Genomic DNA, 26,249 nt, shown 5'->3' with positions numbered 1-26,249 from the left:
AGATGACCGATGAACCACTGCTGCGGGTACGCGGCCTGAGCAAGCACTTCCCGGTACGCCAGGGGCTGCGCGCCACCGGCCTGGTGCGGGCGGTGGACGGGCTCGACTTCGACGTGCGCCCCGGCGAGACGCTCGGCCTGGTGGGGGAGTCGGGCTGCGGCAAGACCACCACAGGTCGGATGCTGGTGCGGCTGCTGGAGCCGACGAGCGGCAGCATCGAGTTCGACGGGCGGGACATCACGCACGCCGGCCGCCGCGAGCTGCGCCCGCTGCGCCAGGAACTTCAGATCATCTTCCAGGACCCGTACGCCTCGCTGAACCCTCGGCACACGGTGGGCCGGATCGTCGCGATGCCGCTACAGGTCAACGGGATCAAGCCGCCGGGTGGGATCAAGGCCCGGGTGCAGGAGTTGCTGGAACTGGTCGGGCTGAACCCGGAGCACTACAACCGGTACCCGCACGAGTTCTCCGGTGGTCAGCGTCAGCGCATCGGCATCGCCCGCGCGCTGGCCCTGCGGCCGAAGCTGATCGTCGCGGACGAGCCGGTGAGCGCGCTGGACGTCTCGATCCAGGCACAGGTCGTCAACCTGCTGCGTGACCTGCAACGCGAGCTTGGCCTGGCCTTCGTGTTCATCGCGCACGACCTGGCAGTGGTCCGGCACTTCTGCCAGCGGGTCGCTGTCATGTACCTGGGTCGGATCGTGGAGATCGGCGACCGGTCGGACATCTACGAGCGCCCGCAGCACCCGTACACCCGGGCGTTGCTCTCGGCGATCCCGGACGTCACCCAACTCGGCCCGGCGGGTCGGATCCGGCTGACCGGTGACGTGCCCACCCCGCTGGACCCGCCCTCGGGTTGTCGGTTCCGCACGCGGTGCTGGAAGGCGCAGGACATCTGCGCCACCGAGGAGCCGGCGCTGATCCCGCGCGACGGTGGTCGGCAGGCCACCGCGTGTCACTTCCCCGAAGGGGAAGCGGTCAGCACGGGCCCCGAAGGGGAAGCGGTCAGCAGAGGCCCCGAAGGGGAAGCGGTCAGCACGGGCCCCGAGTCGACTGCCCAGGTCACCGAGGAGGTGCCGTCGTGAGCCTGTCCCCGGTGGAGGGTGTGGCGCTCGCTGAGATCGAGTCCGGTGGCGACGAGGGCGGAGCCGCGACCAAGGGTGTCGTCGGACGCTCACCCGGTCAGCTCGCCTGGCTGCGGCTGCGCCGCGACCGGACGGCGATGGTCAGCGGCGTACTCCTGATCTTCTTCCTGCTGTTGGGGTTGGCCGCCCCGCTGATCGAGATGGCCTACGGGATCGGCCCGCGGGAGCAGTTCCAGAACATGCTGGACGGCTTCGGCATGCCGCTGGGGTACGCCGGCGGGGTCAGCGGCGAGCACTGGTTCGGTCTGGAGCCGGGGCTGGGCCGGGACATCTTCATCCGGCTGATCTACGGGCTGCGAACCTCGCTGTTCATCGCGTTCGCGGCGGCCCTGATCACCGCGACGATCGGGATCGTGCTGGGCGCGCTCGCCGGCTACCTCGGTGGCTGGCTCGACGCGGTGATCAACTGGATCACCGACCTGACCCTGGCCATGCCCTTCCTGATCATCGCGCTGGCGCTCACGCCCACCATCACGCTGCGCTTCTACGGTGAGCGGGGGCAGGTGTCGTCCGCCTTCGGGGTGGGGGTGCTGATCGCCGTCTTCGCCATCTTCGGCTGGACCAGCACGGCCCGCCTGGTCCGGGGGCAGGTGATCGCGCTGCGCGAGCGGGAGTTCGTGGAGGCGGCCAAGGCCAGTGGCGCCGGGCTGGGGCACATCATCTTCCGGCAACTGCTGCCGAACATCTGGGCGCCGATCCTGGTGTCGTTCTCCCTGGCGGTGCCGCAATTCATCACCAGCGAGGCGGCGCTGTCGTTCATCGGCGTCGGCCTCAGCGACGAGACGCCCAGCTTCGGCCGAATGATCTACCGCAGTCTGGACTTCCTCCAGACCGACCCGGCGTACGTGTTCTTCCCGGGCATCACGATCTTCGCGCTGGTGTTCGCCTTCAACCTCTTCGGCGACGCGTTGCGGGACGCGCTCGACCCGAAGTCGTCCCGGTAGGGGTCAAAATCATGGCGCGATTTCTGCTCAAGCGACTCTTCTCCGCCACGCTGACCCTCTTCGCGGTGAGCGTGTTGACCTTCCTGATGTTCTTCGCCCTGCCGCGCGACCCGGTCAGCAGCATCTGCTCCAAGAACTGCAACCCGGAGCGGCTGGAGCGGGTCCGCGACGACCTGGGCCTGAACGACCCGCTGATCAGCCAGTACGCCGGCTACATGAAGGGCATCGTGACCGGTCGGGACCTGGGCAGCGCCCAGGGTGGCCGGTGCGACGCGCCCTGCCTGGGCTGGTCGTACGTCACCAACGAGGCCGTCTCGGACACCATCGCCCGGGTGCTGCCGGTGACGTTGAGCATCGTGATCCCGGCGGCCATCCTGTGGTTGCTGCTCGGCGTGGGGCTCGGCATGGTGTCCGCGCTGCGGCGGGGCACCTGGCTGGATCGCCTGGCGATCGGCTTCTCGCTGACCGGCGCGTCGTTGCAGCTGTACTTCGTGGGCGCGGTGCTGCTGCTGGTGTTCGTCTACAACCTGCGGCTGTTGCCGGTGCCGAGCTACACCTCCCTCTTCGACAATCCGGCGAAGTGGGCCAGCGGGTTGGTGCTCGCCTGGGTGGCGCTGGCCTTCCTCTTCTCGGCCATCTACGCCCGGTTGTCGCGGGCGCAGATGCTGGAGACGCTGTCGGAGGACTTCGTCCGGACCGCGCGGGCCAAGGGCCTGGCCAAACCGAAGGTGTACGGGCGACACGCGCTGCGCGCGGCGATCACCCCGGTGGTGACCATCGCGGGGCTGGACGTGGGCGGGGCGCTGGGCGGGACGGTGATCACCGAGACGACGTTCGGCATCCAGGGGTTGGGGCGTACGGCGGTGGACGCGGTGCGCTCGGGCGACCTGCCCACCATCATGGCCACGGTGCTGATCGCCGCCGTCTTCGTGGTGCTGGCGAACGTGCTGGTGGACCTGCTCTACGCGGCCATCGACCCCCGGGTGCGGCTGCGCTGACCCGGCGATGTCCAGCGCGTGACCGGCGGCTGGGCTGTGGCGAAATTTATCGACAACTGTTACACAACTCGTAGGTTTTCTTCCTTACGATCCTCGGGACGTCGGCGGTTCTCGCCCCGACGAAATCGCACGGCACATGGTGGAGGGAGTACTTCATGAGACCACGCGTGGCGGTTGCCGCAGGCGGCGCGATCGCACTGGTTGTGGCATTGGGTGCGTGCTCGAAGAACACGGGCGAGGGCACCACTGTCGACACCGAACGGCAGCAGACCGGGGTCATCGCGACCGACCCCAAGGACTCGCAGGGGCCAGCGGCCGAGGTGAGCGGCGCCGCGAAGGGCGGCACCTTCACCATCATCCGGGAGTCGCCGATCTCCCACCTCGACCCGCAGCGGACGTACTCGTTCGCCGGTCTGATGGCCAACCCGCTCTTCGCCCGCTACCTGACCACCTGGAAGGACGACGGCAAGGGCGGCCTGGTCCTGGTGGGCGACCTGGCCGAGACGCCGGGCAAGAACGTCAACAACGACTGCAAGGTCTGGGAATTCACTGTCAAGGACGGGGTGAAGTTCGAGGACGGCCGGCCGATCACCTCCAAGGAGATCGCGTACGGCATCGCCCGCTCCTTCGACCCGGACCTGTCCGGCGGTCCGACCTACATCCAGGAGTGGCTGGCCGACACCCCGCAGTTCGACACCAAGTGGGACTTCAAGAAGAACAAGACGTCGCTCCCGCCCGGCCTGAGCACGCCGGACGCCAAGACGCTGCGCTTCGAGTTCGCCAAGCCCCGCTGTGACCTGCCGTTCGCGGTCTCGCTGCCGACCACCGCGCCGCTGCCGGCCGACAAGGACACCGGCGTCGACCTGGACAAGCAGCCGTTCTCGTCCGGCCCGTACAAGGTCGCCAAGAACCAGGTCGGCGTGCAGATCACCCTGGACCGCAACACCAACTGGGACCCGAACACCGACCCGGTCCGGCACCAGTACCCGGACCAGTTCGTCTGGAGCTTCGGCCCGACCGCGGACGCCGCCAACAACCGGGTGATCGCCGACAACGGCGCCGACCAGAGCGCGCTCGCCTTCAACACAGTGCCCGCCTCGCTGGTCGCCAAGGTGGCCGGGGATGCCACGCTCAAGTCGCGCAGCATCCTCTCCCCGACCCCGAGCGCCAACCAGCTGGTCATCAACAACCAGCGGGTCACCGACCTGAAGGTCCGTCAGGCGCTCAACTACGCAATCGACCGCGAGGGCTTCATCAAGGCGATGGGCGGGCAGACCGTCGCCGCGCCGCTGACCACGCTGATGCCGCCGGCCACCATCGGCTACAAGGCGTACGACGCGTACCCGGCGGGCGCCAACGGCAATGTCGAAAAGGCCAAGGAGCTGCTCGGCGGAAAGACTCCGGAGCTGGTCCTCGGCGTCGCCGACAACTCCACCGAGCAGCAGCAGGGCGCCCAGCTCAAGGCCAACCTGGAGCGGGCCGGCTTCAAGATCACGCTGCGGAACATCTCCGACGACGCGAAGCTCGACGAGATCAAGAAGAAGAACAACCCCTGGGACCTGTACATCGGTAACTGGGCTGCGGACTGGCCGAGCGGGGCCTCGATCCTGCCAGTGCTCTACGACGGCCGCACCATCAAGGCCGAGGGCAACAGCAACCAGGCCTACTTCAACGACCCGGCGATCAACACCGAGATGGACCGCATCTCGGCGCTGCCCGCAGCCGAGCAGGGCCCGGAGTGGGCCAAGCTCGATGAGCGGATCATGAAGGAGCACGCGCCGGTGGTGCCGCTCTTCGTCGACGTGGCCTACAACGTGCACGGGTCCAAGGCGGGCGGGATCTTCATCTCCAGCGTCTTCGGTTACCCGTCGTTCGTGAACGCGCACGTCAAGCCGTAAGTCTCACCGCAGACCAGCAGGGTCCCCTTCCGACAGCGTCGTCGGGAGGGGACCCTGCTGTTCATGGACTGGTACCCGCCCATCGAGCCGTACGACTCCGGGATGCTCAACGTCGGCCACGGTAATGAGCTCTACTGGGAACTGTGCGGTAATCCCGACGGCAAACCCGCAGTGTTTCTGCACGGCGGCCCCGGCGGTGGCCTGCTCCCGGACAATCGACGGTACTTCGACCCGTCCGGCTACCGGGTCGTGCTGTTCGACCAGCGGAACTGCGGTCGCAGCCGGCCCTTCGCGGGCGACCCGAAGACGTCACTGGAACACAACACCACCCCGCACCTGGTGGCGGACATCGAACGGCTTCGCGAGCACTTGGGGATCGAGCGTTGGCTCGTCTTCGGCGGCAGTTGGGGAAGCACCCTCGGCCTGGCCTACGCGCAGGCCCATCCCGAGCGGGTCACCGAACTCGTGCTCCGTGGCGTGTGGTTGGTCCGCAGGTCAGACGAGGCATGGGCGTTCACCCCGGCGGGCGCGGCGCACCTGTTTCCCGCCGAGTGGGCGGACTTTCGTGCTGCGATCCCCGTCGCGGAACAGGACGACCTTGTCGGCGCCTATGGCCGCCGCATCACCGACCCCGACCCCGCGGTCCACGGCCCGGCGGCCCGCGCCTGGATGAGCTGGGAGCTCTCGGCCAACACCCTGCTGCCGATGACGCCGCCCGGCATCGACGACGCCAGCCTGTTGGCGTTCGCCCGCATCACACACCACTACATCAGCAACGGCGGCTTCCTCGCGCCGGAAGGTCTCCTGGCGGGCGTCGACCGCATTCGACACATCCCGACGGTCATCGTGAACGGCCGTTACGACATCAAGACGCCGCCGAACCAAGCCTGGGACCTGCATCGGGTCTGGCCTGAGGCGAAGTTCCACATCGTGGAGGGCGCGGGCCACAGCGGCTCCGAACCTGGCACCCGCAGCCTGCTCATTCAAGCCACCACCCAGTTCCTCGCGCCAAGGTGATCATGACCCGGTCCAGCGGCTCCGGAAGATCCTCAACGTCGGGCTGCACAAGCGTTACGTCCTGCTGTACCGCGTGACGACCTTCACCTTCCCCGACGCCGAGGGCCGGGACATTGTTCGGGCCGACGTGTTCCTCGCCGACCTGGAGAAGGTCGACCTGCCCTGCCAGTTGGTCGCGGAAGGCTCTCGCCAGGGCACGAGCGGGGGACCGGTGGGCTGGGTCTCGCTAACCCCGTACAAAGACATGCAGACCAGTCTTCAAATCCACATCAGCGACAAGCTGAGGTCCCTGACCCGCCCCTGACTTCCGACGTGGCTGACGAGGCCACCGCGTCGCTGCTCGGTCGTGATGCCCAGCCTGCTGACTGGTCGAGCGTCGGGTGGGCATTGCGCGGTTTCCAGCGGCGGCCCGAAGCCGAGGATGCAAGGGTGCGGCTCCGGCGGCCGGCACGCACGCGCCGGTGGTGCCGCTCTTCGTCGACGTGGCCTACAACGTGCACGGGTCCAAGGCGGGCGGGATCTTCATCTCCAGCGTCTTCGGGTATCCGTCGTTAGTGAACGCGCACGTCAAGCCGTAGGTCACACCAAAGGCAACGCGGCAGGTGGGTACGGAGGAGTTCAGCTCCAACGTTCAGGCTGGTGGATCGTCTCGATAGAGGTCTTCTTTCACATCTCGGCCGCCCCACCGGGTCGCGACGAGTTGGGGCCGCGGACCGGTTGGCTTGGGTACCCAGCCGTACCGCCTGTTGTCGGGCGGAGCGTTGTCCCAGTCGGCGATCAACGCGAACGGATCCGGGAGTCGATCAAACTCGTCGTCACAGGTTTCCCGGACGACCGCCGACGGGTAGAAGCGCGTCTCCTGAGCCACCCCGCAGTCGTCCGTCCGGGAGGCGACCAGGGCGCCGCAGCTTTCGCAGGCCACACACGGGCTCCACCCGTCCAGGGACCAGCAGCCGGTGAGAACCAGGTCGTGGACGAATCGCGTGGCCCGTGTATCGCCAGGTGAGAGCACGAAGGTGCCGACGACTTGATCACGGCCATACGCGGCGCCTGCGGCTGGGTCCCTCGATGGTTGCGATCCTCGAACGCGCGGACGACTTCAGTACCGCGACCTGCGAACTGTGGCTGCCGATCGAGCCAGCGTGACATCCCGAGCCTTGATGTTGATCTGAACGAGCCGCGTCGATCGTGCGGGCTTGATCGCGATCAAGGACTGGCCGGAGTTTTTGGTGAAGGCCGCAAGATCACCGTGGCTTGCCGCAGCGCGAACGAGAGATCTTGGACAGTTTCCGTTCCACGCTAACGGAAACTGTCCAAGATTCACGTTCCGGCGTCGCCGGAGATCAGCGGAGATGGGGTACGCCGGGCGACATCCCCGATGACGTACGCGGCGCCCACTACGCGGCGTGGACGCTGATGCGCCAAGCTCACGAGATTGTCGCTGGTGCAGGCTAGGGTCCGCGCCGTGGACGACACCTCGATGACCCGGCAGACCGCCCACGCCTATGTCGATCTTTTGGAGCGCCGCGACTGGCCTGGGTTGGCCGCCCTGCTCACCGATGACGTGGTCTATGAGATGCCGCAGACTCGGGAGCGCATTCGCGGCGCTGACGCGTTCCTACGGTTCAACACCGAGTATCCCGGCGACTGGCACCTGCGGCCGCGACGGGTGATCGCCGATGGTCGCCTCGCTGCCCTGTTGCTCGACGTTCGCGTCGGCGACGAGCAGCAGGACGCGTGCGTCTGGCTTGAGATGTCCGAGCATGGGCTGATCAGCAAGATCACCGACTACTGGCCCGAGCCGTACGACCCGCCCCAGGGCCGGGAACACCTCGTGGAGCGTTGGTGATCGTCAGCCTGCCGCAGCGGGCCAGGTGCCGCGGGCGTGGCGGGTTCACGGCAGATGGGTACGGAGGACGTCGAACTTCAGGGCGTCTCTACCCGGCGCTTCCCTCGGAGCCGACAGAGCGCGACAGCACCAACGCTTGAGCGGCGATGACGCGTTCGCCGTCGAAGGTCAGCGCCGGCGACCCGTGTAGCCGATAGCCCTGATCGAGAAGCGCGCTCACGCGGGCGCAGAATTCAGCATCATCGGGCCACGGGCTGGCCGAGCGGTGCCTGCGGTCAGGAACGACCGATGGAGCGGTCCAGGAAATCGTGGATCATCGGCGCCGCGACGTCGAGCTTGTCTTCCAGCAGGAAGTGGCCGGTGTCGAGCAGGTGAAACTCGGCCGACGTCAGGTCGCGCCGATAGGGGTGGGCACCATCGGGCGGGAAGATGGCGTCGTTCTGGCCCCAGAGGATCAGCGTTGGGGGCTGGTGGTCGCGGAAGAAGGCATGGAATTCCGGGTACAACGTGACGTTGCTGCCGTAGTCGTAGAACAGATCCAGTTGGATGTCCGCGTTGCCGGGGCGGGCGAGCTGCGTGTCGTCGTGCAGCCACATGTCGGGGTCGAGCCGGCTGAGGTCCTTTACTCCTGCCGTGTACTGCTGCTTCACCGTGTCGGAGTTGAGGATGAACGCGATGGCCTGGCGGCGCTCGTCGGTCTTCTCCGCCCAGTAGGCCTTGATCGGATCCCAGAACGGGCTCAGACCCTCTTCGTACGCGTTGCCGTTCTGCACGATGAGCGCGCTGATCCGCTCGGGCCCCTTGAGAGCCATCCGGAACCCGGTCGGTGCTCCGTAGTCGAAGCAGTAGAGCGCGTAGCGATCCACGCCGAGCTGGTTGAGCAGGCCGTTCATCAGGTCGGCGAAGTTGGCGAACGTGTAGTCGAACGTCGACCGGTCCGGGCTGGCGCTGTGGCCGAAACCCGGGAAGTCCGGCGCGATCACCCGGTAGCGGTCCGCGAGCAGGGGGATCAGGTGGCGGAACTGCGCGGAGGACGTGGGGAATCCGTGCAGGAGCAAAACTGCGGGCCCGTCGGCCGGTCCGGCTTCGCGGTAGAAGATGTCGATCCCGTTCACTGTCGCCGTACGGAAGTGCGTGACCGGAAGTTCGCCTTCCTGAACGGCGGCGACCGAGGGTTTCTGCGCGATGCCAACCATCCTGGAGTCCTTTCAGCACAAGGGAAAGCGGTGTATCACCGGGGTAACCACGCCGCCGGGTGCCGCTTCGGTCAGCATGGCATTCGGCAGAGGGCTCGGTGTGCCGAACCCAGTTATCGAATGCTGCTCACAGCAGGTGGGTGCGGAGGAAGTCGAGCTCCAGGGGAAGCAGACGCTCGGCGGTGCCGTTCGCGGCCAGGTGGGTGGCCCCGGTCAGCGGCAGCACGGCGTGCGGTCGGCCGGTGCTCAGCAGGGCCGCGGAGAGCCGGAGCGTGTGCGCGGCCACCACGTTGTCGTCGGCCATCCCGTGCACCAGCAGCAACGGGCGGGCCTGGTCCGGGCCGGTGACCGGCTCGGCGGCCAACTCGACGAGCGAGTGGTGCGCGTAGATGTCCTGGCCGTCTTCCGGCAACCCCAGATAACGCTCGGTGTACGCGGTGTCGTACAGCGCCCAGTCGGTCACCGGGGCACCCGCGATTCCGCACCGGAACAACTCCGGGTGACGCAGCACCGCAAGCCCGGCCAGCCACCCGCCGAACGACCAACCGCGCACCCCGACCCGCCCCAGGTCGAGGTCCGGGTGCTTGCCGGCGAGCGCGGTGAGCGCGTCGATCTGGTCGGTCAGGATCACGTCGGCGACCCGCCGGTGGATCGCCTTCTCGAACGACGGCGCCACTCCCGGTGTACCCCGGTTGTCGATGGTGACCACAGCGAACCCGGCGTCGGCCCACCACTGCCGCTCCAGCCACGCGGCCCGCGCCGCAACGACCTCCTGGTGCCCCGGGCCGCCGTAGATGTCCAGCAGCACCGGCAGCCGCCGACCCGTCACGTGGTTGTCGGGGTAGAGCACCGCCGCCGGCAGCCGCCGGTCGGTCACCCGTTCCAGCAGTGGCAGCGGAGAGTACGGCGGGGTGGCGGCGAACGAGCGCAGCGCGGCGATCTCCTGATCGCCGCGGCGCACCGTCCAGCGCACCCCGGCGTGGTCCAGCGACGCGACGCCGACGGCCAGCACGTCCCCACCCACCGCGGCGGTGTACCAGCCGGAGTCGGTGGTGAGCCGGCGCGCGTCCACCCCACCACCGATGGTGGTGCGGACCCGGAACAGGTGCCGCTCGCTCGGCTCGCCGTCGCTCGCCTCCACCAGCAGGTCGGCCGGGCCGGTGGCGGCCGGAAGCCGACCCACCACCCGTCGTACGTACAGCGACGGCGGGGTGAGCAGGGTGCCGTCCGCGAAGAGACACCGGGCGTCGTACCCGTCGTGGGCCAGCTCCCCACCGACCAGCACCCGGCCGTCCGGCAGGTGCGCGGGGGTGCCGGCGATCGGCTCGACCCAGCGGGGGTCGGCCAGCTCGGCGTGCACCTGCGTCTCACCAGTGCGCGGGTCCACCGCCAGCACCAGCCCGTGCTGCTGCGAGCGGCGCAGCACGGTGATCAACGGACTGCCCTCACCCCAGCTGACCCCGGTCAGGTACGGGTAGGTCTCCCGGTCCCAGTGCACGTCGACCCAGCCGTCGTCCAGGTCCAGCAGGTGCAGGCTGACCTCCGCGTTGGGGCCGCCGGCCCGGGGGTACGCGACGGCGGTCGGGGGGCTCGCCGGCTCGGCCGGGTCGTGCAGGTGCCACCGCTCCAGGCGGGACTCGTCGACCCGGGCGGCGAGCACCGACCGGCCGTCGGGCGCCCACCAGTACCCCCGGAACCGGCCGAACTCCTCCGCCGCGATGTGCTCGGCCAACCCCCAGCTCACGCCGGCGTCCTCGCCGGCCAGCAGGGTGTCGGTGCCGTCGGGGTCGATCACCCGCAGCTCACCCCGGCGCACGCCCTCGGCCGCGTCCGTCACGTACGCCAGCCGCTGCCCGGTCGGGTCCGGACGTGGGTCCAGCACCGGGCCGACGGCCGCCACCTCCACCACGTCGCCGTGCACCAGATCGGCCCGGAACAACCGCCCGGCCAGCGCGAAAACCGCAACCCGGCCGGCCGCGTCCAACGCGTACGAGCCGATGCCGGCGGCGCTGAGCCGCAGCCGCTCGCGGAGCGCGCGTTCGCCGGGGGAGAGGGAACGGACATCCCCGCCCTCGCCGAGCAGGGTGGCCGGGTCGGCGACCAGCCGCTCCTCGCCGGTGGCCGCGTCCAACAGCCAGAGCGCGTCCGCCGGATCCTCGGGCCCGGCGGAGCGCAGGAAGATCACCCGGGAGCCGTCCTCAGCCACCGAGACAGCGCGTGGCGCGCCGTGGCTGAACCGGCGGGTGCGGGCGGCCAGCTCCGGAAAGTCCACAGCCCAAATCGTAGAGCGGGAGCGGGGGTGATGTGGCCGACCTGGGCGGACGCGTCAGCGTCGGCCGGGGGAGAACCGCCAGTTAGAGTGACCGTCGTGACGATGCTGCCCGACCGCCGCCTGCTGCTGGTCCACGCGCACCCCGACGACGAGTCGATCGGCACCGGCTCGACGATGGCCCACTACGCCGCCGACGGCGCGCACGTCACGCTGGTGACCTGCACGCTCGGCGAGGAGGGCGAGATCCACGTGCCCGCGCTGGCGCAGCTCGCCGCCGCCGAGGCCGACCAGCTCGGCGGGTACCGGGTGGCCGAGCTGGCCGCCGCGTGCGCCGCGCTCGGCGTCGGCGACCACCGTTTCCTCGGCGGCGCCGGCCGCTACCGCGACTCCGGGATGATGGGGCTCGCGACGAACGAGCACCCCCGGGCCTTCTGGCGGGCCGACCTCGACGAGGCCGCCGGGCACCTCGTGGAGATCCTGCGAGAGGTACGCCCGCAGGTGCTCGTCACGTACGACCCGAACGGCTTCTACGGCCACCCCGACCACATCCAGGCGCACCGGGTGGCCATGCGCGCCGTCGAGTTGGCCACCGCCGAGGGCTGTGCCCCGCTCAAGGTCTACTGGACGGCCATGCCGCTCAGCGTCCTGGAAGCCGGAATGACGCATTTCGCCGAGTCGTCCGACAACCCGTTCGGTGGCATCGAGGACATCGCCGACCTGCCCTTCGGCACCCCGGACGCTCAAATCGCCGCCCGGATCGACGGCACCGACCAGCACACCGCGAAGGAGGCCGCGATGCGGGCGCACGCCACCCAGATCCCGGCCACCTCGTGGCTCTACTCGATCGCCGGCAACTTCGGTGGCGAGTTCATGGGCGTGGAGTTCTTCACTCTCGCGGTCGGTGAGAAGGGCCCGGGCACTGGGCCGTACGGCTGGGAGGACGACCTCTTCGCCGGCCTGCCCGCGGAGACCGCCCCGGACCGGTCCCCGGTCGCGGCGGCGGGTCTCCGGTGACAGTGCCGGCCGCACCGATGACGGTCGTGGAGGACCAGGAAGCCCCGCCGCCGGCGGGGCCGCCGCCGCGACTGCTGGACCTGGGCGTCCGGCTGGTCGGTGGGATCGTCGTGGTCCTCGCCGGTGTGCTGACCGGCGTACTGGAGCTGCTGCTCGCCACGCTCCGCGTCGGCGGGCAACTGATCGGCGTGTCGGTGCTCCTCGCCATCGGCGCCAACATCGTGCTGAGCTGGTTCGCGTACGAGGCGGTCGGCCGTCGCTGGGCGGTGGCGTTGCCGGCGGTGCCGTGGTTCGCGCTGATGGCGGTCGCCGCCATCCGGACCAACGAGGGTGACCTGTTGCTGGCCGGCGACAACTGGGTGGGGCTGGCCATGATCGTGGCCGGTGCGATGACCTTCGCGGTGATGGGCTTCCGGCAGATCCTCGCCCCACAGCCGCCCATGCTCGGCGGTTGACGCCGGGCTGGTTTCGGGTTGCTGCCGGGTGATGACGTCTCCCAGGTAAGGGTGGTAGATATTCCTGCCAGGGATGCGAACCCCGCGACGGGGCGTATGGCAGGAGGGTCCGGCGATGGACAAGCGGTGGCGTGACATCGGGGTGCTCGCAGCGGCACTCTTCGCGGTCAACGTGGTCGCCCGACTGATCATCCGGTTCGGCTTCGAGGGTGACGACACCGCCGCCGACCGGGTGTCGCTCGCGATGTTCGTGGTGATCGGGCTGATCCTCGCCGTGGTCGCCTTCCGCTGGGGTCGTCGCCGGCCGCTGGCGGGCTGGGCCGCTGACATGGCCCTCGTGGTGCCGGTGGCGATGCTGCTGACCGTGCTGGTCGGGCCCCTGCTGGTCGGTCACAACCCGTTCGACGGCGGCGCGGCGACGTTCTTCGCCCAGATCTGGCTCTACCTGCTCGCCACCGGCGCCGGGTTGCTGATCGGCTACCTGGTGCTCATCGCGCTCGGCCGTGACTACCGCTCTCAGCAGCTCAAGCGGTACGCCGAAGTCAAGGCCGCCAAGCCCCGCCGCGTCGTCCGCCGCTGATCACCGCCCAGCCCGATCAAGCGGTGCCGGGCTCGCCTCGCGGGTCAGTTCGAGGCGACCCGGGTCAGGTAGGTGTGGTGGGTGACGAGGCCGAGCCGCTGGTAGAGCGCGACCGCCGCCGCGTTGCGCTGCTCGACCTGGAGGAACGCGTGCGTCGCGCCGCTGGACGCGCCCCAACTGACCAGTTCGTGGATCACGCGGCTGGCCAACCCCTGGCGGCGGGCCGCCGGTACCACCTCGATCAGGCTGAGGCCCAACCAGCGCCCCTGGCCGGTCACCGTGCCACGGCCAACGGCCACCAGGGCCTTGTCGGCGTACACGTGGGCGAAGCGGACCTGGTCCACGGCGGTGAGGACGTGCCGGGCGGCGTCCGGCAGGCCGCCCTTGCGGCCGGCGGCGATGGCCAGCCACTCGTCGCTGGGCGCGGTGGTCAGCTCGACGACCGCACTGGCCCACCCGTCGGCCTGGCCGGTGGCGGGCGTCGACGCCAACAGGGGCAGCGGCGCGGTCTGCACCAGCGTCGGAGGGCGGGTGCCCCAGCCACGGGAGTCCAGCTCGGCGCCGACCGGAGCGGCGAGGGGCAGCGGTGTGTTGATCAGCGCGGGTTGGCCCAGCTCGGCGTACCAGCGCTCCACCGCGTCGACAGCGGCGGCCAGTGGTCGGTCCGGGTCGCCGATCGGCAGCGCCGAGTTGGCGCGCCCGGTCCAGCCCTCGGCCGACCGGAGCAGCCAGTCACCGAGTCGGCCCCGGATCGGTGCCGGCCACGCCTCGTCGGCGGCCCGCTCCAACGCCACGACCGCCGCGGCGGTCGGCCGACGGGTCGGCGGAACGCGCTTGGCGCGGTGGACCTGCGCCACCGGGACCCGAAGCGGCCCCTGAGCGGTGGCCAGCGTGAGATGAGTCTCGCTCAGCTCCACCAGCTCGCCCAGGGCATCGGAAAATTGCGGGCGGCCCTCGCGAATCCCCACAATCCGGCGGACCACGATCCGGTGTCCCACATCCTGCTGTCGGAGCACGATCGACCCCCTCCCCGGCGAGATACTAGGCTCATACCGTCGCGGGAGATCGCGGCGAGTCTTGCGGAGGAGAAGACCGGTGACCTACATCATCGCCGAGCCGTGCGTAGATGTGCTCGACAAGGCATGCATCGAGGAGTGCCCGGTCGACTGCATTTACGAGGGCAATCGGATGCTCTACATCCACCCCGACGAGTGCGTCGACTGTGGTGCCTGTGAGCCCGTCTGCCCCGTGGAGGCGATCTTCTACGAGGATGACGTCCCGGAGCAGTGGAAGGACTACACCGGCGCGAACTACGAGTTCTTCGAGGACCTGGGCTCGCCCGGTGGCGCCTCGAAGGTCGGCAAGGTGGAAAAGGACGCCACCTTCGTCGCCGCGCAGCCGCCGCGCGGCGAGGGCCACTGAACCGGCCCGCGCCGGTCTCGTCGCGGCTGCCCGAGTTCACCTGGGACACCCTGGACGCCGCGGCCACGTTGGCCGCGGCGCATCCGGAGGGTCTGATCAACCTCTCCATGGGTACGCCGGTCGACCCGGTGCCCGAGGTGATCCGGCGGGCGTTGTCTGACGCGTCCGATGCTCCCGGTTACCCGCTGACCGCTGGCACCCCGGCGCTGCGGGCCGCCATCGCGGCGTGGGTGTCCCGAGCCTGTGGCGCCGGCGTCGACGGTCTCGGCGTGCTGCCGACCATCGGCTCGAAGGAGCTGGTGGCCTGGCTGCCCACGCTGCTCGGCATCGGCCCGGGTGACGTGGTGGTGGTGCCGTCGATCGCGTACCCCACCTACGAGGATGGCGCCCGGCTGGCCGGTGCCACAGTCGTTCGCACCGACTCGCTCACCTCGCTCGGGCCGACCCCGCGGGTGCGGTTGGTCTGGGTCAACTCGCCCGGCAACCCGACCGGCCGGGTGTTGCCCGCGGCGCACCTGCGCAAGGTGGTCGACTGGGCCCGCGAACGTGGCGCTGTTGTCGCCAGCGACGAGTGCTACCTGCCGCTGGGCTGGTCGGCCGACCCGGTCTCGGTGTTGTCTCCGCAGGTCAGCGGGGGCAGCTATGCCGGGGTGCTGGCCGTGCACTCGCTTTCCAAGCGGTCCAACCTCGCCGGCTACCGGGCTGGCTTCGTCGCCGGTGACCCGGCGCTCGTCGCCGAGCTGCTCAAGGTCCGCAAGCACGCGGGCATGATCGTGCCCGCGCCCGTGCAGGCGGCCATGGTGGCCGCCCTGGAGGACGAGCGACACGCCGAGGAGCAGCGGGAGCGTTACCGCGTTCGGCGGGAGGTTCTCACCGCGGCGTTCACCGGTGCCGGGTTCACCGTCGAGCACTCCGAGGCTGGCCTGTACCTCTGGCTGACCAGGGGTGAGGACTGCTGGCAGACGGTCGACTGGCTGGCCCGACGTGGCATCCTGGTCGCCGCCGGCGTCTTCTACGGCCCGACGGCCGGGCAGCATGTCCGGGTCGCCCTGACCGAGTCCGACGAGCACATCGCCGGCGTCGCGGCACGTCTCGCCTGATCGCGGCTCCGGGCGGTCGAGCATGGTGGACAGGCCAGGGGCACGGGTCCGGGCGGCGGTCGTCGGCACCGGCCTGATCGGCGGCTCGGTGCTGCTGCGAATGGTCGCCGCCGGCATCGACGTGGTCGGGTGGGACCCGGACGAGGCCACCCGGCGGGAGACCCGCCGGGTGGGCGTACCCGCGCCGGACCGCCTGGTCGAGGCGGTGACCGACCGGGACGTGGTCTTCCTGTGCGGGCCGCTGCCGACCCTGCCGGCGACGCTGGTCGAGGTGGCGGCGATGACCGGTGAGCGTTGTGTGCTGACCGACGTCGGTAGCACCAAGGAGCAGGTGGCGGCGTTCGCCGCCGCGCAGGGGCTGACGCACCGGTTCGTGCCCGGCCACCCGATGGCGGGCACCGACCGGGCGGGCTTGACGGCCGCGCGAGCCGACCTGCTCACCGGCGCGGCCTGGGTGCTGTGTCCGGCGCCCGGAACGGCCACCACCGCCTTCCGTTGGCTGGCCGAGCTGCTGGTGGAGGTCTTCGAGGCCCGGGTGGTGCCGATGTCCGCCCCGGAGCACGACTCGGCTGCCGCGCTCGCCTCACACGTGCCGCACCTGCTCGCCGGCGCGCTGGCCGGCGCCGTGCAGCGCGCACCACTGCGCGACGCGATCCTCGCGCTCGCCGCCGGCAGCTTCTCCGACGGCACCCGGGTCGCCGGGACCCCGGCCGATCGGACCGCCAACATGCTGCTCGGCAACCGGGATCGGGTGCTGCGTGAGCTGGCCGAGGTCACCGCGTTCCTGGACGATCTGACCGCCGCTCTGCGCGCCGATGACGCCCCGGGGCTCATCGCGCGCTACGACGAGGCGCGGGCCTCCCGGGTGGCGCTGCGCGATCGGCGGTTCGACGCGTACGACAGGCAGTTCCCGGCCGGTGGTGACCACGCCGCAGAGGTGTCCTGGTTGCGCGAGCTGGGCGTGGCCGGCGGCTACCTGACCGGCCTGCACGTCGACGCGGACAGCGTCTCCTACGCGGCGCGGCGCCCCGTCGCTGACTAGGCTGAGGGGCATGGCGATGGACGGTCCGGTGGTGCAGGTGCGCGGCGAGGCGTACCGGGAGGTGCCGCCCGAGCTGGCCCGGTTCGCGGTCACCGCGACAGCCCGCGACCGGGACCGGGAGGCGACGCTGACCCGGTTGGCCGAGCGGGCCGCGGCGGTCCGGGTGCTGCTGGACGGCTCCGGGCCGGCGGTGGCGCGGCGGGAGACCGGCGACCTGCGGGTGCGGCCGGAGACCCGGCGCTCGGGTGAGCGGGTGGTCGCCTGGCACGGCAGCGTCACCACCACCGTCACTGTCACCGACTTCACCACGCTGGGTGAGCTGATGCTCCGGCTCGCCGACCAGGACCAGGTCGAGGTGGCCGGCCCGTGGTGGGAGCTTCGCCCGGACAGCCCGGCCCATCGTGCGGCACGGCACGCCGCGATCAGCGACGCGCTGTTGCGGGCCCGGGAGTACGCGGAGGCGCTGGGCGCCCAGGTCACCTCGTTGATCGAGCTGGCCGACGCGGGCCCCGCCGACCGGCCGATGTTCGCCCGTGCGGCCTTCGCCTCGGGTGGTGGCGCGGGCGGTGGTCCGCCGGAGCTTGAGCTGGACCCGCAGCCGCAGACTGTGCAGGCTGCGGTGCAGGCGCGGTTCACCATCAGCGACCCGGTTCTGGGCTGATGCCGCAGGCCCGGGTGCTGTCCGCCGACGAGTTGGTGGCGCGGGCGTTGGTGCTCGCCGAGGCCGGCCCGCGACAACTGCTCGGCATCGCCGGCGCACCGGGCGCCGGGAAGTCCACCCTGGCGGAGCGGATCGTCGCCGAGATCGGGTCGGCCGCCTGCCTGGTGCCGATGGACGGCTTTCACCTGGCGCAGTCGCAACTGGTCCGCCTGGGTCGCGCCGACCGCAAGGGCGCGGTGGACACCTTCGACGCCAATGGGTACGTCTCGCTGCTGCGCCGGTTGCGCCGGTTGGAGCCGACGTCGGTCTTCGCGCCGGAGTTCCGCCGGGAGCTCGATGAGCCGGTGGCCGGCGCGATCGAGGTGGCGCCGTCGGTCCGGCTGGTGGTGACCGAGGGCAACTACCTGCTGTTGCCGGACTTCCCCTGGCAGGAGATCCGACCGCTGCTGCACGAGGCGTGGTTTCTCGACCTGGACGCCGAGGTGCGGCACCGCCGGCTGACCGCCCGGCACGAGGCGTTCGGTCGGTCTCCGGAGCAGGCACGGGCGTGGGCGCTGGGCAGCGACGAGTCGAACGCCGCCCTGATCACCCCCACCGCCGACCGGGCCGACCTGGTGGTCCGCCTGTCGGATCCGCCGACGGTCTAGCCGAGTTCGCGGACCGGCCGGGCCGGGTTGCCGACGGCCACCACGTTGGCGGGCAGGTCCCGGGTGACGACAGCGCCCGCGCCGACGACGGTGTCCGCGCCGATCGTCACGCCGGCCAGCACGATCGCGCCACCGCCGAGCCACACGTTGTCGCCAATGGTGATCGGCTTGGCCGCCTCCCACTTGTCCCGTCGCGGGCCGGGCTCGACCGGATGGGTCGGGGTGAGTAGCTGCACGTTAGGGCCGACCTGGACGTCCGCGCCGAGGGTGATCCGAGCGACGTCGAGGAAGACAGCGTTGTAGTTGACGAAGCTGCGCGGGCCGATCCGGATCTGCCAGCCGTAGTCGCAGTAGAACGGTGGGCGGATCCAGGTGTCCTCGCCCAGTTCGCCGAGGAGATCACGCAGGGCCGCGATCCGGGCCTGCGGATCGGCCGCGGGACTGGTGTTGAAGCGCTCCATCAGTCGGGCGGCCCGGTCCAGGTCGGCGATGATCTCGGGATCGTCGGCGATGTATGGCTCACCGGCGAGCATCTTGTCCTTCATGGAGGTCACCGCCCGATCATGCCGGCCCGGTTCGTCGGCTCGTGGCGGGTCCGTCATTTTTTGGCCTTCATTTTACATACCCGGTATGCAATTCTGGGTTGTCAATGTGACTCCATCCATCAAGACGCTTGACGAGGAGGATCCGTTGCACCAGGGAAGAAAATTGGCCGCTCTCGGCCTCGTGTTCGCGCTGGCGCTCTCCGCGCCGGCTCCCGCCTCAGCCACGGCCGCCGTGCCCGCCCCACCGGGCGACACCGACCAACAGTCCACTCCGGGTGGACACCCGACCAACCGCTCGACCACTGTCACGCTGATCACCGGTGACCGGGTCACCGTCACCGCGTCCGGTGCCTCGGTCCGGCCCGGCGCCGGCCGCGAGGACGTGCAGTTCCTGGTCCAGCGCGAGCGCGGCCGCCTCACCGTGACGCCGACGGACGCGGTGCCGTTGCTGCGCTCCGGTCGGGTGGACCGGCGACTCTTCGACGTCAGCGGGCTGGTCGAGGCAGGTTACGACGACGCCAACCGCAACACCCTGCCGCTGCTGGTGGAGTACGGCTCGACGGGTACCGCCAAGCGTGCCTCGGCCGCTCTGCCCGGCACGCGGCTGACCCGCGACCTGCCGTTGATTCGCGGTGCCGCCCTGAACAGCGACAAGTCCTCCCTCGGCGCGGTGTGGGAGACGGTCGCCACCGGTCCCGCTGGGGCCCGGCTCGACGCGGCGGGGGGCGTCGAGCGGATCTGGCTGGACGGTCATCGACGGGTGACCCTCGACCACAGCGTGCCGCAGATCGGCGCGCCCGCCGCCTGGGCGGCCGGGTTCACCGGTACGGGGGTGTCCGTCGCGGTGCTGGACACCGGCGTCGACGCCACCCACCCGGACCTGGCCGGCAAGGTGGCCGAGGCGCGCAACTTCACCGAGGTCGCCGACGCTCGGGACACTGTCGGCCACGGCACCCACGTGGCCTCGACCATCGCGGGCAGCGGCGCCGCCTCCGGTGGCAAGTACCGGGGTGTGGCGCCGGACGCGACGCTGCTGGACGGCAAGGTCTGTGAGGACGCGGGCTGCACCGATTCGGCGATCCTCGCCGGGATGCAGTGGGCCGCTGTGGAGAAGAAGGCCGCAGTGGTCAACCTGAGCCTCGGCGGCTGGGACACCCCGGAGGTCGACCCGGTCGAGGAGGCCGTGCAGACCCTCACCGCCCAGACCGGCACCCTGTTCGTCATCGCCGCCGGCAACGACGGCTCGGACGGTTCGGTCGGCTCCCCGGCCTCCGCTGACGCCGCGCTCGCCGTGGGCGCTGTGGACCGCGACGACGAGCTGGCCGAATTCTCCAGCCGGGGACCGCGAGTCGGCGACGACGCGCTGAAGCCGGACATCACCGCGCCCGGCGTCGACATCGTCGCCGCGCGGTCCGCCACCGGCGTCATCGGCGATCCGGTGGGGGACCGCTACGTCACGCTCTCCGGCACCTCGATGGCGACCCCGCACGTGGCCGGGTCGGCCGCGCTGCTGGCCCAGCAGCACCCGGGATGGCGGGCCGACCGGCTCAAGGCCACCCTGATGGCCGCCGCCAAGCCGCACCCGGACCAGACCGCCTACCAGCAGGGTGCCGGGCGGGTCGACGTGGCACACGCGATCACCCAGCAGATCACCACCGACCCGGTGAGCGTCTCGTTCGGGCGTACGCTCTGGCCGCACGCCGACGACGCCCCGATCACCCGTACGGTGACCTGGCGCAACGACGGCCCGGCCCCGGTCACAGTGGACCTGAGCATCGAGGGCGCGGGCCCCGGCGGTCGGGCGCTACCGGCCGGCCTGTTCGTTCTGGGTGCCAGCCAACTCACAGTGCCGGCGGGCGGCACGGCCGCCACTACCGTCACCACTGACACCCGGCTCGGCGACGCCGACGGTTACTGGACCGGTCGGATCGTGGCCCGCTCCGGTGCGGCGGTCGCTGTCACTCCACTGGCGGTGCACCGGGAGGTCGAGAGCTACACGCTCACAGTGGAGCACCTGAACCGGGCCGGCGCTCGCACGGCGGACCACTGGACGTCCCTGGTCGGGCTGGACACCTACAGCTTCTGGGACGTCGCCAGTTCCGACGGGGTGGCCACAGTGCGGGTGCCCAAGGGGCACTACGGCCTGACCGGCCTCGTCTTCGAGCCCGGCCCGGAGGATGAGCAGCGCGGGATGTCCCTGCTGGCACAGCCCGAACTGACTGTCGATCAGGACACCCGAATCGTCGTGGACGCTCGCCGGGCCAAGCCGGTACGGACGACGGTGCCGGACCGGACCGCCGTCCCGCAACTGATCGACCTCAGCGCCAACTTCACCGCCGACGACGGCAGCGGGTACGGCGTCGGGCTCTGGGCGGAGACGTTCACCGGCCTGACCAGCGGTCAGCTCGGCAAGCCGGTCTCCGCCGACAAGTTCGTCGCCACCGTCAGCAGCAACTGGACCACGCCGGACTCGGCCAACAGTCCGTACCTGTACGCGCTGGCCGAGGCGATCCCGGGCCGAATGCCCACCGGGTTCGTCCGCGACTACGCCCGACGGGACCTGGCCACCGTCGTGCACCAGTTCCGCGGTGGCTACCCGGGCATGAAGGCCGAGCGGATCGTGCTCCCCGAGTTGGAGTACAACGTCGGCTACTCGGCCGTGATCCTGCCCACCGTCGTGCCCGGCCAGCGGGTCGAGTACTACAACACCAAGGGCGTGAAGTGGGAATCCGAAATCCTCTTCGGAACTGTGGACGAGGAAGGGTGGTTGACCCCGAAGGCAGCGCTCGTCTCCACCTCCACCGCGTACCGGGCCGGGCGGACGGTCCAGGAGATCTGGAACCAGGCTCCGTACGGACCGTCCTTCCCGAACCCGCGCTGGCCGCAGCAGAGCGTCACCCGGGTCGGCGACACCATCCTGGTCGACGTGCCGATCTTCAGCGACGCGGCCGGGCACCCGGGCTTCTCGCTGAGCGACAGTGAGCACACCAAGCTCTGGCGCAACGGCAAGCTGGTCGGCGAGAGCGAGTACGCCGGCTACGGGGAGTTCGCGGTGCCACCGGGTGCGGCGGACTACCGGCTCGTCACGTCGTCGAAGCGAAGCTTCACCGATCTGAGCACCGAGGTGGAGTCCAGCTGGACCTTCCGGTCGAGGCACGTCGCCGGTGAGACGCCGGCCCGACTGCCGCTGTCGGCGGTGCGCTTCGCGCCGCCGCTGCGGGTCGACAACAGCGCTCCGGCCGGTCAGGGCTTCGTCGTACCGGTACGGGTGCAGCGGCAGCCCGGCTCGCCGGCCACCCGGGTGGAGAAGCTCACCGTCGACGTCTCGTACGACGGCGGAAAGACCTGGGGCAAGGCGAAGCTGGTCCGCACCTCGGCCGACGGCTGGTCGGCAGTGTTGCGGCATCCGGCCGGTGCCGGCCACGTGTCGCTGCGGGCCACCGCGCGGGACACCGCCGGCAACACGGTGACCCAACGGATCATCCAGGCGTACCGGTTGCGCTGAGGCGTACCCCGTCCGGGTCCGCGGCCGAGCGCCGCGGACCCGGCGGGGCCGTCAGTCGTTGGCGTGCAGGGCGGCGTTCAGCTCGATGCCCCGGCCGGTGCGCGGCCGGGCCTCCAGCGCGCCGGTGACCGAGTTGCGCCAGAACAGCAGGCCGTCGACGCCGGACAGCTCCCGGCCCTTGACCACCCGGCCGTCGGGAAGCGTGATCTTCGACGCGGCGGTGATGTAGCAGCCGGCCTCGACCACGCAGTCGTCTCCGAGCGAGATCCCGACGCCGGCGTTCGCGCCGACCAGGCTCCGCTCACCAATGCTGATCTTGTCGGTGCCGCCGCCGGAGAGGGTGCCCATGATGGAGGCCCCGCCGCCGATGTCGGAACCGTCGCCGACCAGCACGCCCTGCACGATCCGCCCCTCGACCATCGAGGTGCCGACGGTGCCGGCGTTGAAGTTCACGAAGCCCTCGTGCATCACAGTGGTGCCGGCGGCCAGGTGGGCGCCGAGGCGGACCCGGTCGGCGTCGGCGATCCGCACACCGGCGGGCACCACGTAGTCGGTCATCCGGGGGAACTTGTCGACCCCGTACACCGCCAGGTGCCGGCCGGCGGCCCGCTCGATCACCCGCAGCTCGTCCACCCGCTCCGGGGGGCACGGCCCGGCGGACGTCCAGGCCACGTTGGCCAGCTTGCCGAAGATGCCGTCCAGGTTGAGCTGGTTGGGTCGCACCAGGCGGTGCGAGAGCAGGTGCAACCGGAGGTACGCGTCGGACGCGTCCTTGATCGGGTCGTCCAACGAACCGATCACGGTCACTACCTGCACGGTACGCAGGCCAGGCAGGGACCGGTCACCGAGCGCGGCCGGCGGCAGGTCGAGCACGTCCGCCTTGTCCTCGCCGGCGACCAGCGGCAGCTCGCCCAGGCCCAGCTTGCCGGTCGGGTACCAGGTATCGAGCACCTGTTCGTCTGCGGTGACCGTAGCCAGGCCGATGCCCCAGGCGGAATCTGCGGACGTCACTGTTACACCTCTCGGTCACGGCCGGGCTGACCTCGGCTCGCTCCTCGCGCTGACAGACCTGAAGGTACCGTGCGAACCATGGAGAACCCGCTGACCCCCGAGGTCCTCGCCGATCCGGTGCAGCTGACCCGCGCTCTGGTCGACATAGAGTCCGTGTCCCTCAACGAGAAGGCGATCGCCGACTGTGTCGAAGAGGTGCTGCGGGGCGTACCGCACCTGACCACGCACCGGCACGGCAACACGGTGATGGCGCGTACCGACCTCGGTCGGTCGCAGCGTGTCGTGCTGGCCGGGCACCTCGACACGGTGCCGTTGAACAACAACTTTCCGTCGACGATGCGCGGCGACCTGATGTACGGCTGCGGCACCTCCGACATGAAGTCCGGCACCGCGTACGCGCTGCACCTGGCGGTGACGCTGCCCGAGCCGCGCTACGACGTGACGTACTTCTTCTACGAGGCCGAGGAGATCGAGTCCCGGTACAACGGGCTCAACCTCGTCGCCCAGGCGTTCCCCGAGTGGTTGCAGGCGGACTTCGCGGTGCTGCTGGAGCCGACGTACGGCATCGTCGAGGCGGGCTGCCAGGGCACCATGCGCTCGGTGGTCACCACGACCGGCGTACGCGCCCACTCGGCGCGCTCCTGGCACGGGGTCAACGCCATCCACGCCGCCGGGGAGGTGCTGCGACGCCTCCAGACGTACGAGGCGCGCCGAGTCACCATCGACGGCTGCGACTACCGCGAGGGCATGAACGCGGTGCGGATCAACGGTGGGGTGGCCGGCAACGTGGTTCCCGATCTCTGTGAGGTCGAGGTCAACTACCGGTTCGCCCCGGACCGCACCCCGGCCGAGGCGGAGGCGCACCTGCGCGAGGTGTTCGCCGGCTTCGCGTTGACAGTCACCGACACGGCCGCCGGTGCCGCGCCCGGGCTTGACGCGGCCCCCGCGAAGGAGTTCCTGGCGGCGGTCGGCGCCGCGCCGATCGGCAAGCTGGGCTGGACGGACGTGGCCCGGTTCGCGGCGATGGGCATTCCCGCGCTGAACTTCGGCCCGGGCGACCCGAACCTCGCCCACCACCCCGACGAGCACGTCGAGATCAGCAAGATCCGCGACGGCGCGGCGACCCTGCACCGCTGGCTGGCCCCGGCCTGACCCTGGTCGCCCCGTCGCGTCCGGTCGTTCCGGTGATCAAGAGGTTTGCGTCAGCCTGGCCCGTTGTCGGCGACGCAAACCTCTTGATCGGTCCCGGAGGGGGTGGGGATGGGGTTCTGCTGGCGGATGCGGCGGCGTTCGGCCACCACGTCTCGGATCCGTCGCTGCATCTGGCGACGGATCCGGATCATCTCGCTGTTACTGATCACGCTGTCTCCTCCCCCGAAGGCGCGCGCCGGGGCATACCCGGTATGTGAATAGTAAGACGTACGGGAGCGCCGAATAGTTGCCCTTGATCCCGAACAATTTCTCGGCGTCCCCGCCCCGCGCACCCGGCCGGTGCTGCTCCACTACGGTTGCCCCATGAGCCAGAGCAACGGGCGGGAGGCCGGTCGCGGTCCGGGACAGGAGCGGCATCGCGGTGCGGTCACCCTGCGCAGAGGGGCGATCCCGAGCAGCACCGCCGACCAGCGACTGCTGGATTCACGGGGGCGGGGTGACTGGAAGACCAAGGACGCCTGGCGCGCGCTGCGCATCCTCGCCGAGTTCGTCGAGGGTTTCGACACCCTCGCCGACGTGCCGTCAGCGGTCAGCGTCTTCGGCTCCGCGCGCAGCGCGCCGGACAGCGCCGAGTGCCAGTTGGCCGAGCAGTTGGGCGGTGCACTGGCCCGAGCCGGCTACGCGGTCATCACCGGAGGTGGGCCCGGCGTGATGGAGGCCGCCAACCGGGGCGCCAGCGAGGCCGGTGGGCTCTCCGTCGGGCTCGGCATCGAGCTTCCGTTCGAGCAGGGCATCAACGACTGGGTCGACCTGGCCATCGACTTCCGCTACTTCTTCGCCCGCAAGACGATGTTCGTCAAGTACGCCCAGGCGTTCGTCGTGCTGCCCGGCGGGTTCGGCACCATGGACGAGTTGTTCGAGGCGCTCACCCTGGTGCAGACCGGCAAGGTCACCCGGTTCCCGGTGGTGCTCATGGGCGTCGCCTACTGGCAGGGCCTGCTGGACTGGCTGCGCGGCACGATGGCCGCCACCGGCAAGATCGGGCCGGTCGACCTGGATCTGATCTGCCTCACCGACGACGTCAACGAGGCGGTCCGGTACATCGTCGAATCGGAGGCCGCTCTCTCCGCCGAGCAGGAGGCGGTCCGCGAGGAGGCTGTCGCGCGCACCGGCGCAGACCAGCAGGCCGCCGCCGAGCAGGCTCGGGATCACGACTGATGGCGGCGATCTGCGTCTTCTGTGCCTCCTCTCGTACCCTCGATCAGCGCTGGTTGGACCTGGCCGCCGAGACCGGCGCGGAGCTGGCCCGGCGCGGGCACACGCTGGTCAGCGGTGGTGGCTGCGTCGGCATGATGGGCGCGCTGGCGGACGGCGCCCGATCCGCCGGTGGGCGCACCGTCGGCGTGATCCCGCAGTCGCTGGTCGACCTGGAGGTCGCCGACCTGGCCTCGGACGAACTGCTGGTGACCGACTCGATGGCCAGCCGCAAGACCCTGATGATCGACAAATCGGACGCCTTCCTCACCCTGCCCGGCGGCTTGGGCACGCTGGACGAGCTGTTCGAGGTCTGGACCACCGCCACACTCGCCCTGCACACCAAGCCGATGGTGCTGATCGACACCGACGGGTTCTACCGCCCCCTGCTGGACTGGCTCGACGCGCTGGCCGACCAGACCTTCCTCAAGCCCGCCGGCCGCGACCTCCTGACTGTCACCACCACCGTCAGCGAGGCCCTCGACGTCCTGGAATCCCACCTGACCTGACCCACCCCACCCCACCCCACCCCACCCCGCCCC

26 protein-coding genes and 1 pseudogene are annotated in these 26,249 nt (G+C 70.4%); 20 read left to right on the top strand and 7 right to left on the bottom strand.

Annotated elements, in window-relative coordinates; genetic code table 11:
* Window positions 1-2: 2 nt before the first annotated feature.
* The 8 genes from AB0C19_RS21845 (at window position 3) to AB0C19_RS21810 (ending at window position 7,851) form a co-directional block, all read left to right on the top strand.
* A complete protein-coding gene (locus tag AB0C19_RS21845; RefSeq protein ID WP_357188060.1) occupies window positions 3-1,085 on the top strand; it encodes a dipeptide ABC transporter ATP-binding protein in 1,083 nt (360 codons plus the stop codon).
* Window positions 1,082-2,089, top strand: coding sequence for an ABC transporter permease (locus AB0C19_RS21840; RefSeq protein WP_357188058.1), 1,008 nt, complete (start codon window positions 1,082-1,084; stop codon window positions 2,087-2,089). Before AB0C19_RS21845 ends, AB0C19_RS21840 begins: the two co-directional genes overlap by 4 nt.
* Window positions 2,090-2,100: 11 nt before the next feature.
* Window positions 2,101-3,087, top strand: coding sequence for an ABC transporter permease (locus AB0C19_RS21835; protein WP_328652225.1), 987 nt, complete (start codon window positions 2,101-2,103; stop codon window positions 3,085-3,087).
* Window positions 3,088-3,242: 155 nt separating this feature from the next.
* Entirely contained in the window at window positions 3,243-4,985 is a 1,743-nt protein-coding gene (locus tag AB0C19_RS21830) for an ABC transporter substrate-binding protein (RefSeq protein ID WP_357188055.1), read from the top strand.
* Between the two features lie 63 nt (window positions 4,986-5,048).
* Window positions 5,049-6,002, top strand: a complete 954-nt coding sequence (gene pip, locus AB0C19_RS21825) for a prolyl aminopeptidase (protein WP_357188053.1) — start codon at window positions 5,049-5,051, stop codon at window positions 6,000-6,002.
* A gap of 73 nt (window positions 6,003-6,075) precedes the next feature.
* On the top strand, window positions 6,076-6,306 hold the full coding sequence (locus AB0C19_RS21820) for a hypothetical protein (protein ID WP_357188051.1): 231 nt from the start codon (window positions 6,076-6,078) through the stop codon (window positions 6,304-6,306).
* A gap of 76 nt (window positions 6,307-6,382) precedes the next feature.
* Window positions 6,383-6,580, top strand: coding sequence for a hypothetical protein (locus tag AB0C19_RS21815; RefSeq protein ID WP_357188048.1), 198 nt, complete (start codon window positions 6,383-6,385; stop codon window positions 6,578-6,580).
* A gap of 857 nt (window positions 6,581-7,437) precedes the next feature.
* Complete coding sequence (locus AB0C19_RS21810; RefSeq protein ID WP_357188046.1) at window positions 7,438-7,851, top strand: nuclear transport factor 2 family protein; 414 nt, start codon at window positions 7,438-7,440, stop codon at window positions 7,849-7,851.
* Between the two features lie 88 nt (window positions 7,852-7,939).
* Here AB0C19_RS21810 and AB0C19_RS21805 read toward each other — a convergent pair.
* The 3 genes and pseudogenes from AB0C19_RS21805 to AB0C19_RS21795 all read right to left on the bottom strand — a co-directional run.
* Window positions 7,940-8,098, bottom strand: a pseudogene (locus AB0C19_RS21805) (DUF1737 domain-containing protein); the annotation flags it as partial.
* 28 nt (window positions 8,099-8,126) lie between these two features.
* Window positions 8,127-9,047: an alpha/beta hydrolase gene (locus AB0C19_RS21800; RefSeq protein ID WP_357188044.1), complete on the bottom strand. Its 921-nt coding sequence runs from the start codon at window positions 9,045-9,047 to the stop codon at window positions 8,127-8,129.
* A 127-nt stretch (window positions 9,048-9,174) separates the two neighbouring features.
* Window positions 9,175-11,319 carry a prolyl oligopeptidase family serine peptidase gene (locus tag AB0C19_RS21795; RefSeq protein WP_357188042.1) on the bottom strand — a complete coding sequence of 715 codons (2,145 nt, stop codon included), beginning with the start codon at window positions 11,317-11,319 and terminating at the stop codon, window positions 9,175-9,177.
* Between the two features lie 87 nt (window positions 11,320-11,406).
* On the opposite strand from AB0C19_RS21795, the gene mshB reads away from it, so the two are divergent.
* The 3 genes from mshB to AB0C19_RS21780 all read left to right on the top strand — a co-directional run bounded on the left by mshB (window position 11,407) and on the right by AB0C19_RS21780 (window position 13,368).
* Window positions 11,407-12,333, top strand: a complete 927-nt coding sequence (gene mshB / locus AB0C19_RS21790; RefSeq protein ID WP_357188040.1) for an N-acetyl-1-D-myo-inositol-2-amino-2-deoxy-alpha-D-glucopyranoside deacetylase — start codon at window positions 11,407-11,409, stop codon at window positions 12,331-12,333.
* Window positions 12,334-12,350: 17 nt separating this feature from the next.
* Complete coding sequence (locus tag AB0C19_RS21785; RefSeq protein WP_357188038.1) at window positions 12,351-12,788, top strand: hypothetical protein; 438 nt, start codon at window positions 12,351-12,353, stop codon at window positions 12,786-12,788.
* A 115-nt stretch (window positions 12,789-12,903) separates the two neighbouring features.
* Window positions 12,904-13,368 (top strand): hypothetical protein, encoded by a 465-nt coding sequence (locus AB0C19_RS21780; protein ID WP_357188036.1) that lies wholly within the window; start codon window positions 12,904-12,906, stop codon window positions 13,366-13,368.
* A 44-nt stretch (window positions 13,369-13,412) separates the two neighbouring features.
* Here the strand turns inward: AB0C19_RS21780 and AB0C19_RS21775 are convergent, their stop codons facing one another.
* Window positions 13,413-14,384 (bottom strand): GNAT family N-acetyltransferase, encoded by a 972-nt coding sequence (locus AB0C19_RS21775; RefSeq protein WP_357188034.1) that lies wholly within the window; start codon window positions 14,382-14,384, stop codon window positions 13,413-13,415.
* A gap of 79 nt (window positions 14,385-14,463) precedes the next feature.
* Between AB0C19_RS21775 and fdxA the strand changes: the two genes are divergently transcribed.
* Genes fdxA through AB0C19_RS21750 form a run of 5 tightly spaced genes read left to right on the top strand, consistent with a single transcriptional unit; the run spans window position 14,464 to window position 18,240 of the window.
* Window positions 14,464-14,790 carry a ferredoxin gene (fdxA, locus tag AB0C19_RS21770; protein ID WP_030490464.1) on the top strand — a complete coding sequence of 109 codons (327 nt, stop codon included), beginning with the start codon at window positions 14,464-14,466 and terminating at the stop codon, window positions 14,788-14,790.
* Window positions 14,787-15,890: a succinyldiaminopimelate transaminase gene (gene dapC / locus AB0C19_RS21765; RefSeq protein WP_357188073.1), complete on the top strand. Its 1,104-nt coding sequence runs from the start codon at window positions 14,787-14,789 to the stop codon at window positions 15,888-15,890. The genes fdxA and dapC overlap by 4 nt, the downstream gene beginning before the upstream one ends.
* Before the next feature lie 22 nt (window positions 15,891-15,912).
* Entirely contained in the window at window positions 15,913-16,932 is a 1,020-nt protein-coding gene (locus AB0C19_RS21760; RefSeq protein ID WP_357188032.1) for a prephenate dehydrogenase/arogenate dehydrogenase family protein, read from the top strand.
* A 10-nt stretch (window positions 16,933-16,942) separates the two neighbouring features.
* Window positions 16,943-17,593, top strand: a complete 651-nt coding sequence (locus tag AB0C19_RS21755) for an SIMPL domain-containing protein (RefSeq protein ID WP_357188030.1) — start codon at window positions 16,943-16,945, stop codon at window positions 17,591-17,593.
* A complete protein-coding gene (locus AB0C19_RS21750) occupies window positions 17,593-18,240 on the top strand; it encodes a nucleoside/nucleotide kinase family protein (protein WP_357188028.1) in 648 nt (215 codons plus the stop codon). Before AB0C19_RS21755 ends, AB0C19_RS21750 begins: the two co-directional genes overlap by 1 nt.
* Here the strand turns inward: AB0C19_RS21750 and AB0C19_RS21745 are convergent.
* Complete coding sequence (locus tag AB0C19_RS21745; protein ID WP_354943066.1) at window positions 18,237-18,794, bottom strand: sugar O-acetyltransferase; 558 nt, start codon at window positions 18,792-18,794, stop codon at window positions 18,237-18,239. The genes AB0C19_RS21750 and AB0C19_RS21745 overlap by 4 nt on opposite strands.
* A gap of 76 nt (window positions 18,795-18,870) precedes the next feature.
* Here AB0C19_RS21745 and AB0C19_RS21740 point away from each other — a divergent pair, with 76 nt between their 5' ends.
* Complete coding sequence (locus tag AB0C19_RS21740; protein WP_357188025.1) at window positions 18,871-22,290, top strand: S8 family serine peptidase; 3,420 nt, start codon at window positions 18,871-18,873, stop codon at window positions 22,288-22,290.
* Between the two features lie 51 nt (window positions 22,291-22,341).
* On the opposite strand, the gene dapD is transcribed toward AB0C19_RS21740, so the two are convergent.
* A complete protein-coding gene (gene dapD, locus AB0C19_RS21735) occupies window positions 22,342-23,301 on the bottom strand; it encodes a 2,3,4,5-tetrahydropyridine-2,6-dicarboxylate N-succinyltransferase (protein ID WP_357188023.1) in 960 nt (319 codons plus the stop codon).
* Window positions 23,302-23,379: 78 nt separating this feature from the next.
* Between dapD and dapE the strand changes: the two genes are divergently transcribed.
* A complete protein-coding gene (gene dapE, locus AB0C19_RS21730) occupies window positions 23,380-24,453 on the top strand; it encodes a succinyl-diaminopimelate desuccinylase (RefSeq protein WP_357188021.1) in 1,074 nt (357 codons plus the stop codon).
* A gap of 50 nt (window positions 24,454-24,503) precedes the next feature.
* Here the strand turns inward: dapE and AB0C19_RS21725 are convergent, their stop codons facing one another.
* On the bottom strand, window positions 24,504-24,662 hold the full coding sequence (locus tag AB0C19_RS21725; protein ID WP_357188019.1) for a hypothetical protein: 159 nt from the start codon (window positions 24,660-24,662) through the stop codon (window positions 24,504-24,506).
* 154 nt (window positions 24,663-24,816) lie between these two features.
* Here AB0C19_RS21725 and AB0C19_RS21720 point away from each other — a divergent pair, with 154 nt between their 5' ends.
* Window positions 24,817-25,671 (top strand): TIGR00730 family Rossman fold protein, encoded by an 855-nt coding sequence (locus tag AB0C19_RS21720; protein ID WP_357188017.1) that lies wholly within the window; start codon window positions 24,817-24,819, stop codon window positions 25,669-25,671.
* Window positions 25,671-26,216 (top strand): TIGR00730 family Rossman fold protein, encoded by a 546-nt coding sequence (locus tag AB0C19_RS21715; RefSeq protein ID WP_357188015.1) that lies wholly within the window; start codon window positions 25,671-25,673, stop codon window positions 26,214-26,216. The genes AB0C19_RS21720 and AB0C19_RS21715 overlap by 1 nt, the downstream gene beginning before the upstream one ends.
* The last annotated feature ends 33 nt before the right edge of the window (window positions 26,217-26,249 follow it).

Source organism: Micromonospora sp. NPDC048842 (assembly GCF_040649935.1).
GTDB lineage: Bacteria > Actinomycetota > Actinomycetes > Mycobacteriales > Micromonosporaceae > Micromonospora > Micromonospora hortensis.
The sequence above is the reverse complement of the archived record's forward strand: the minus strand, read 5'-3'. Positions and strand labels throughout refer to the sequence as shown.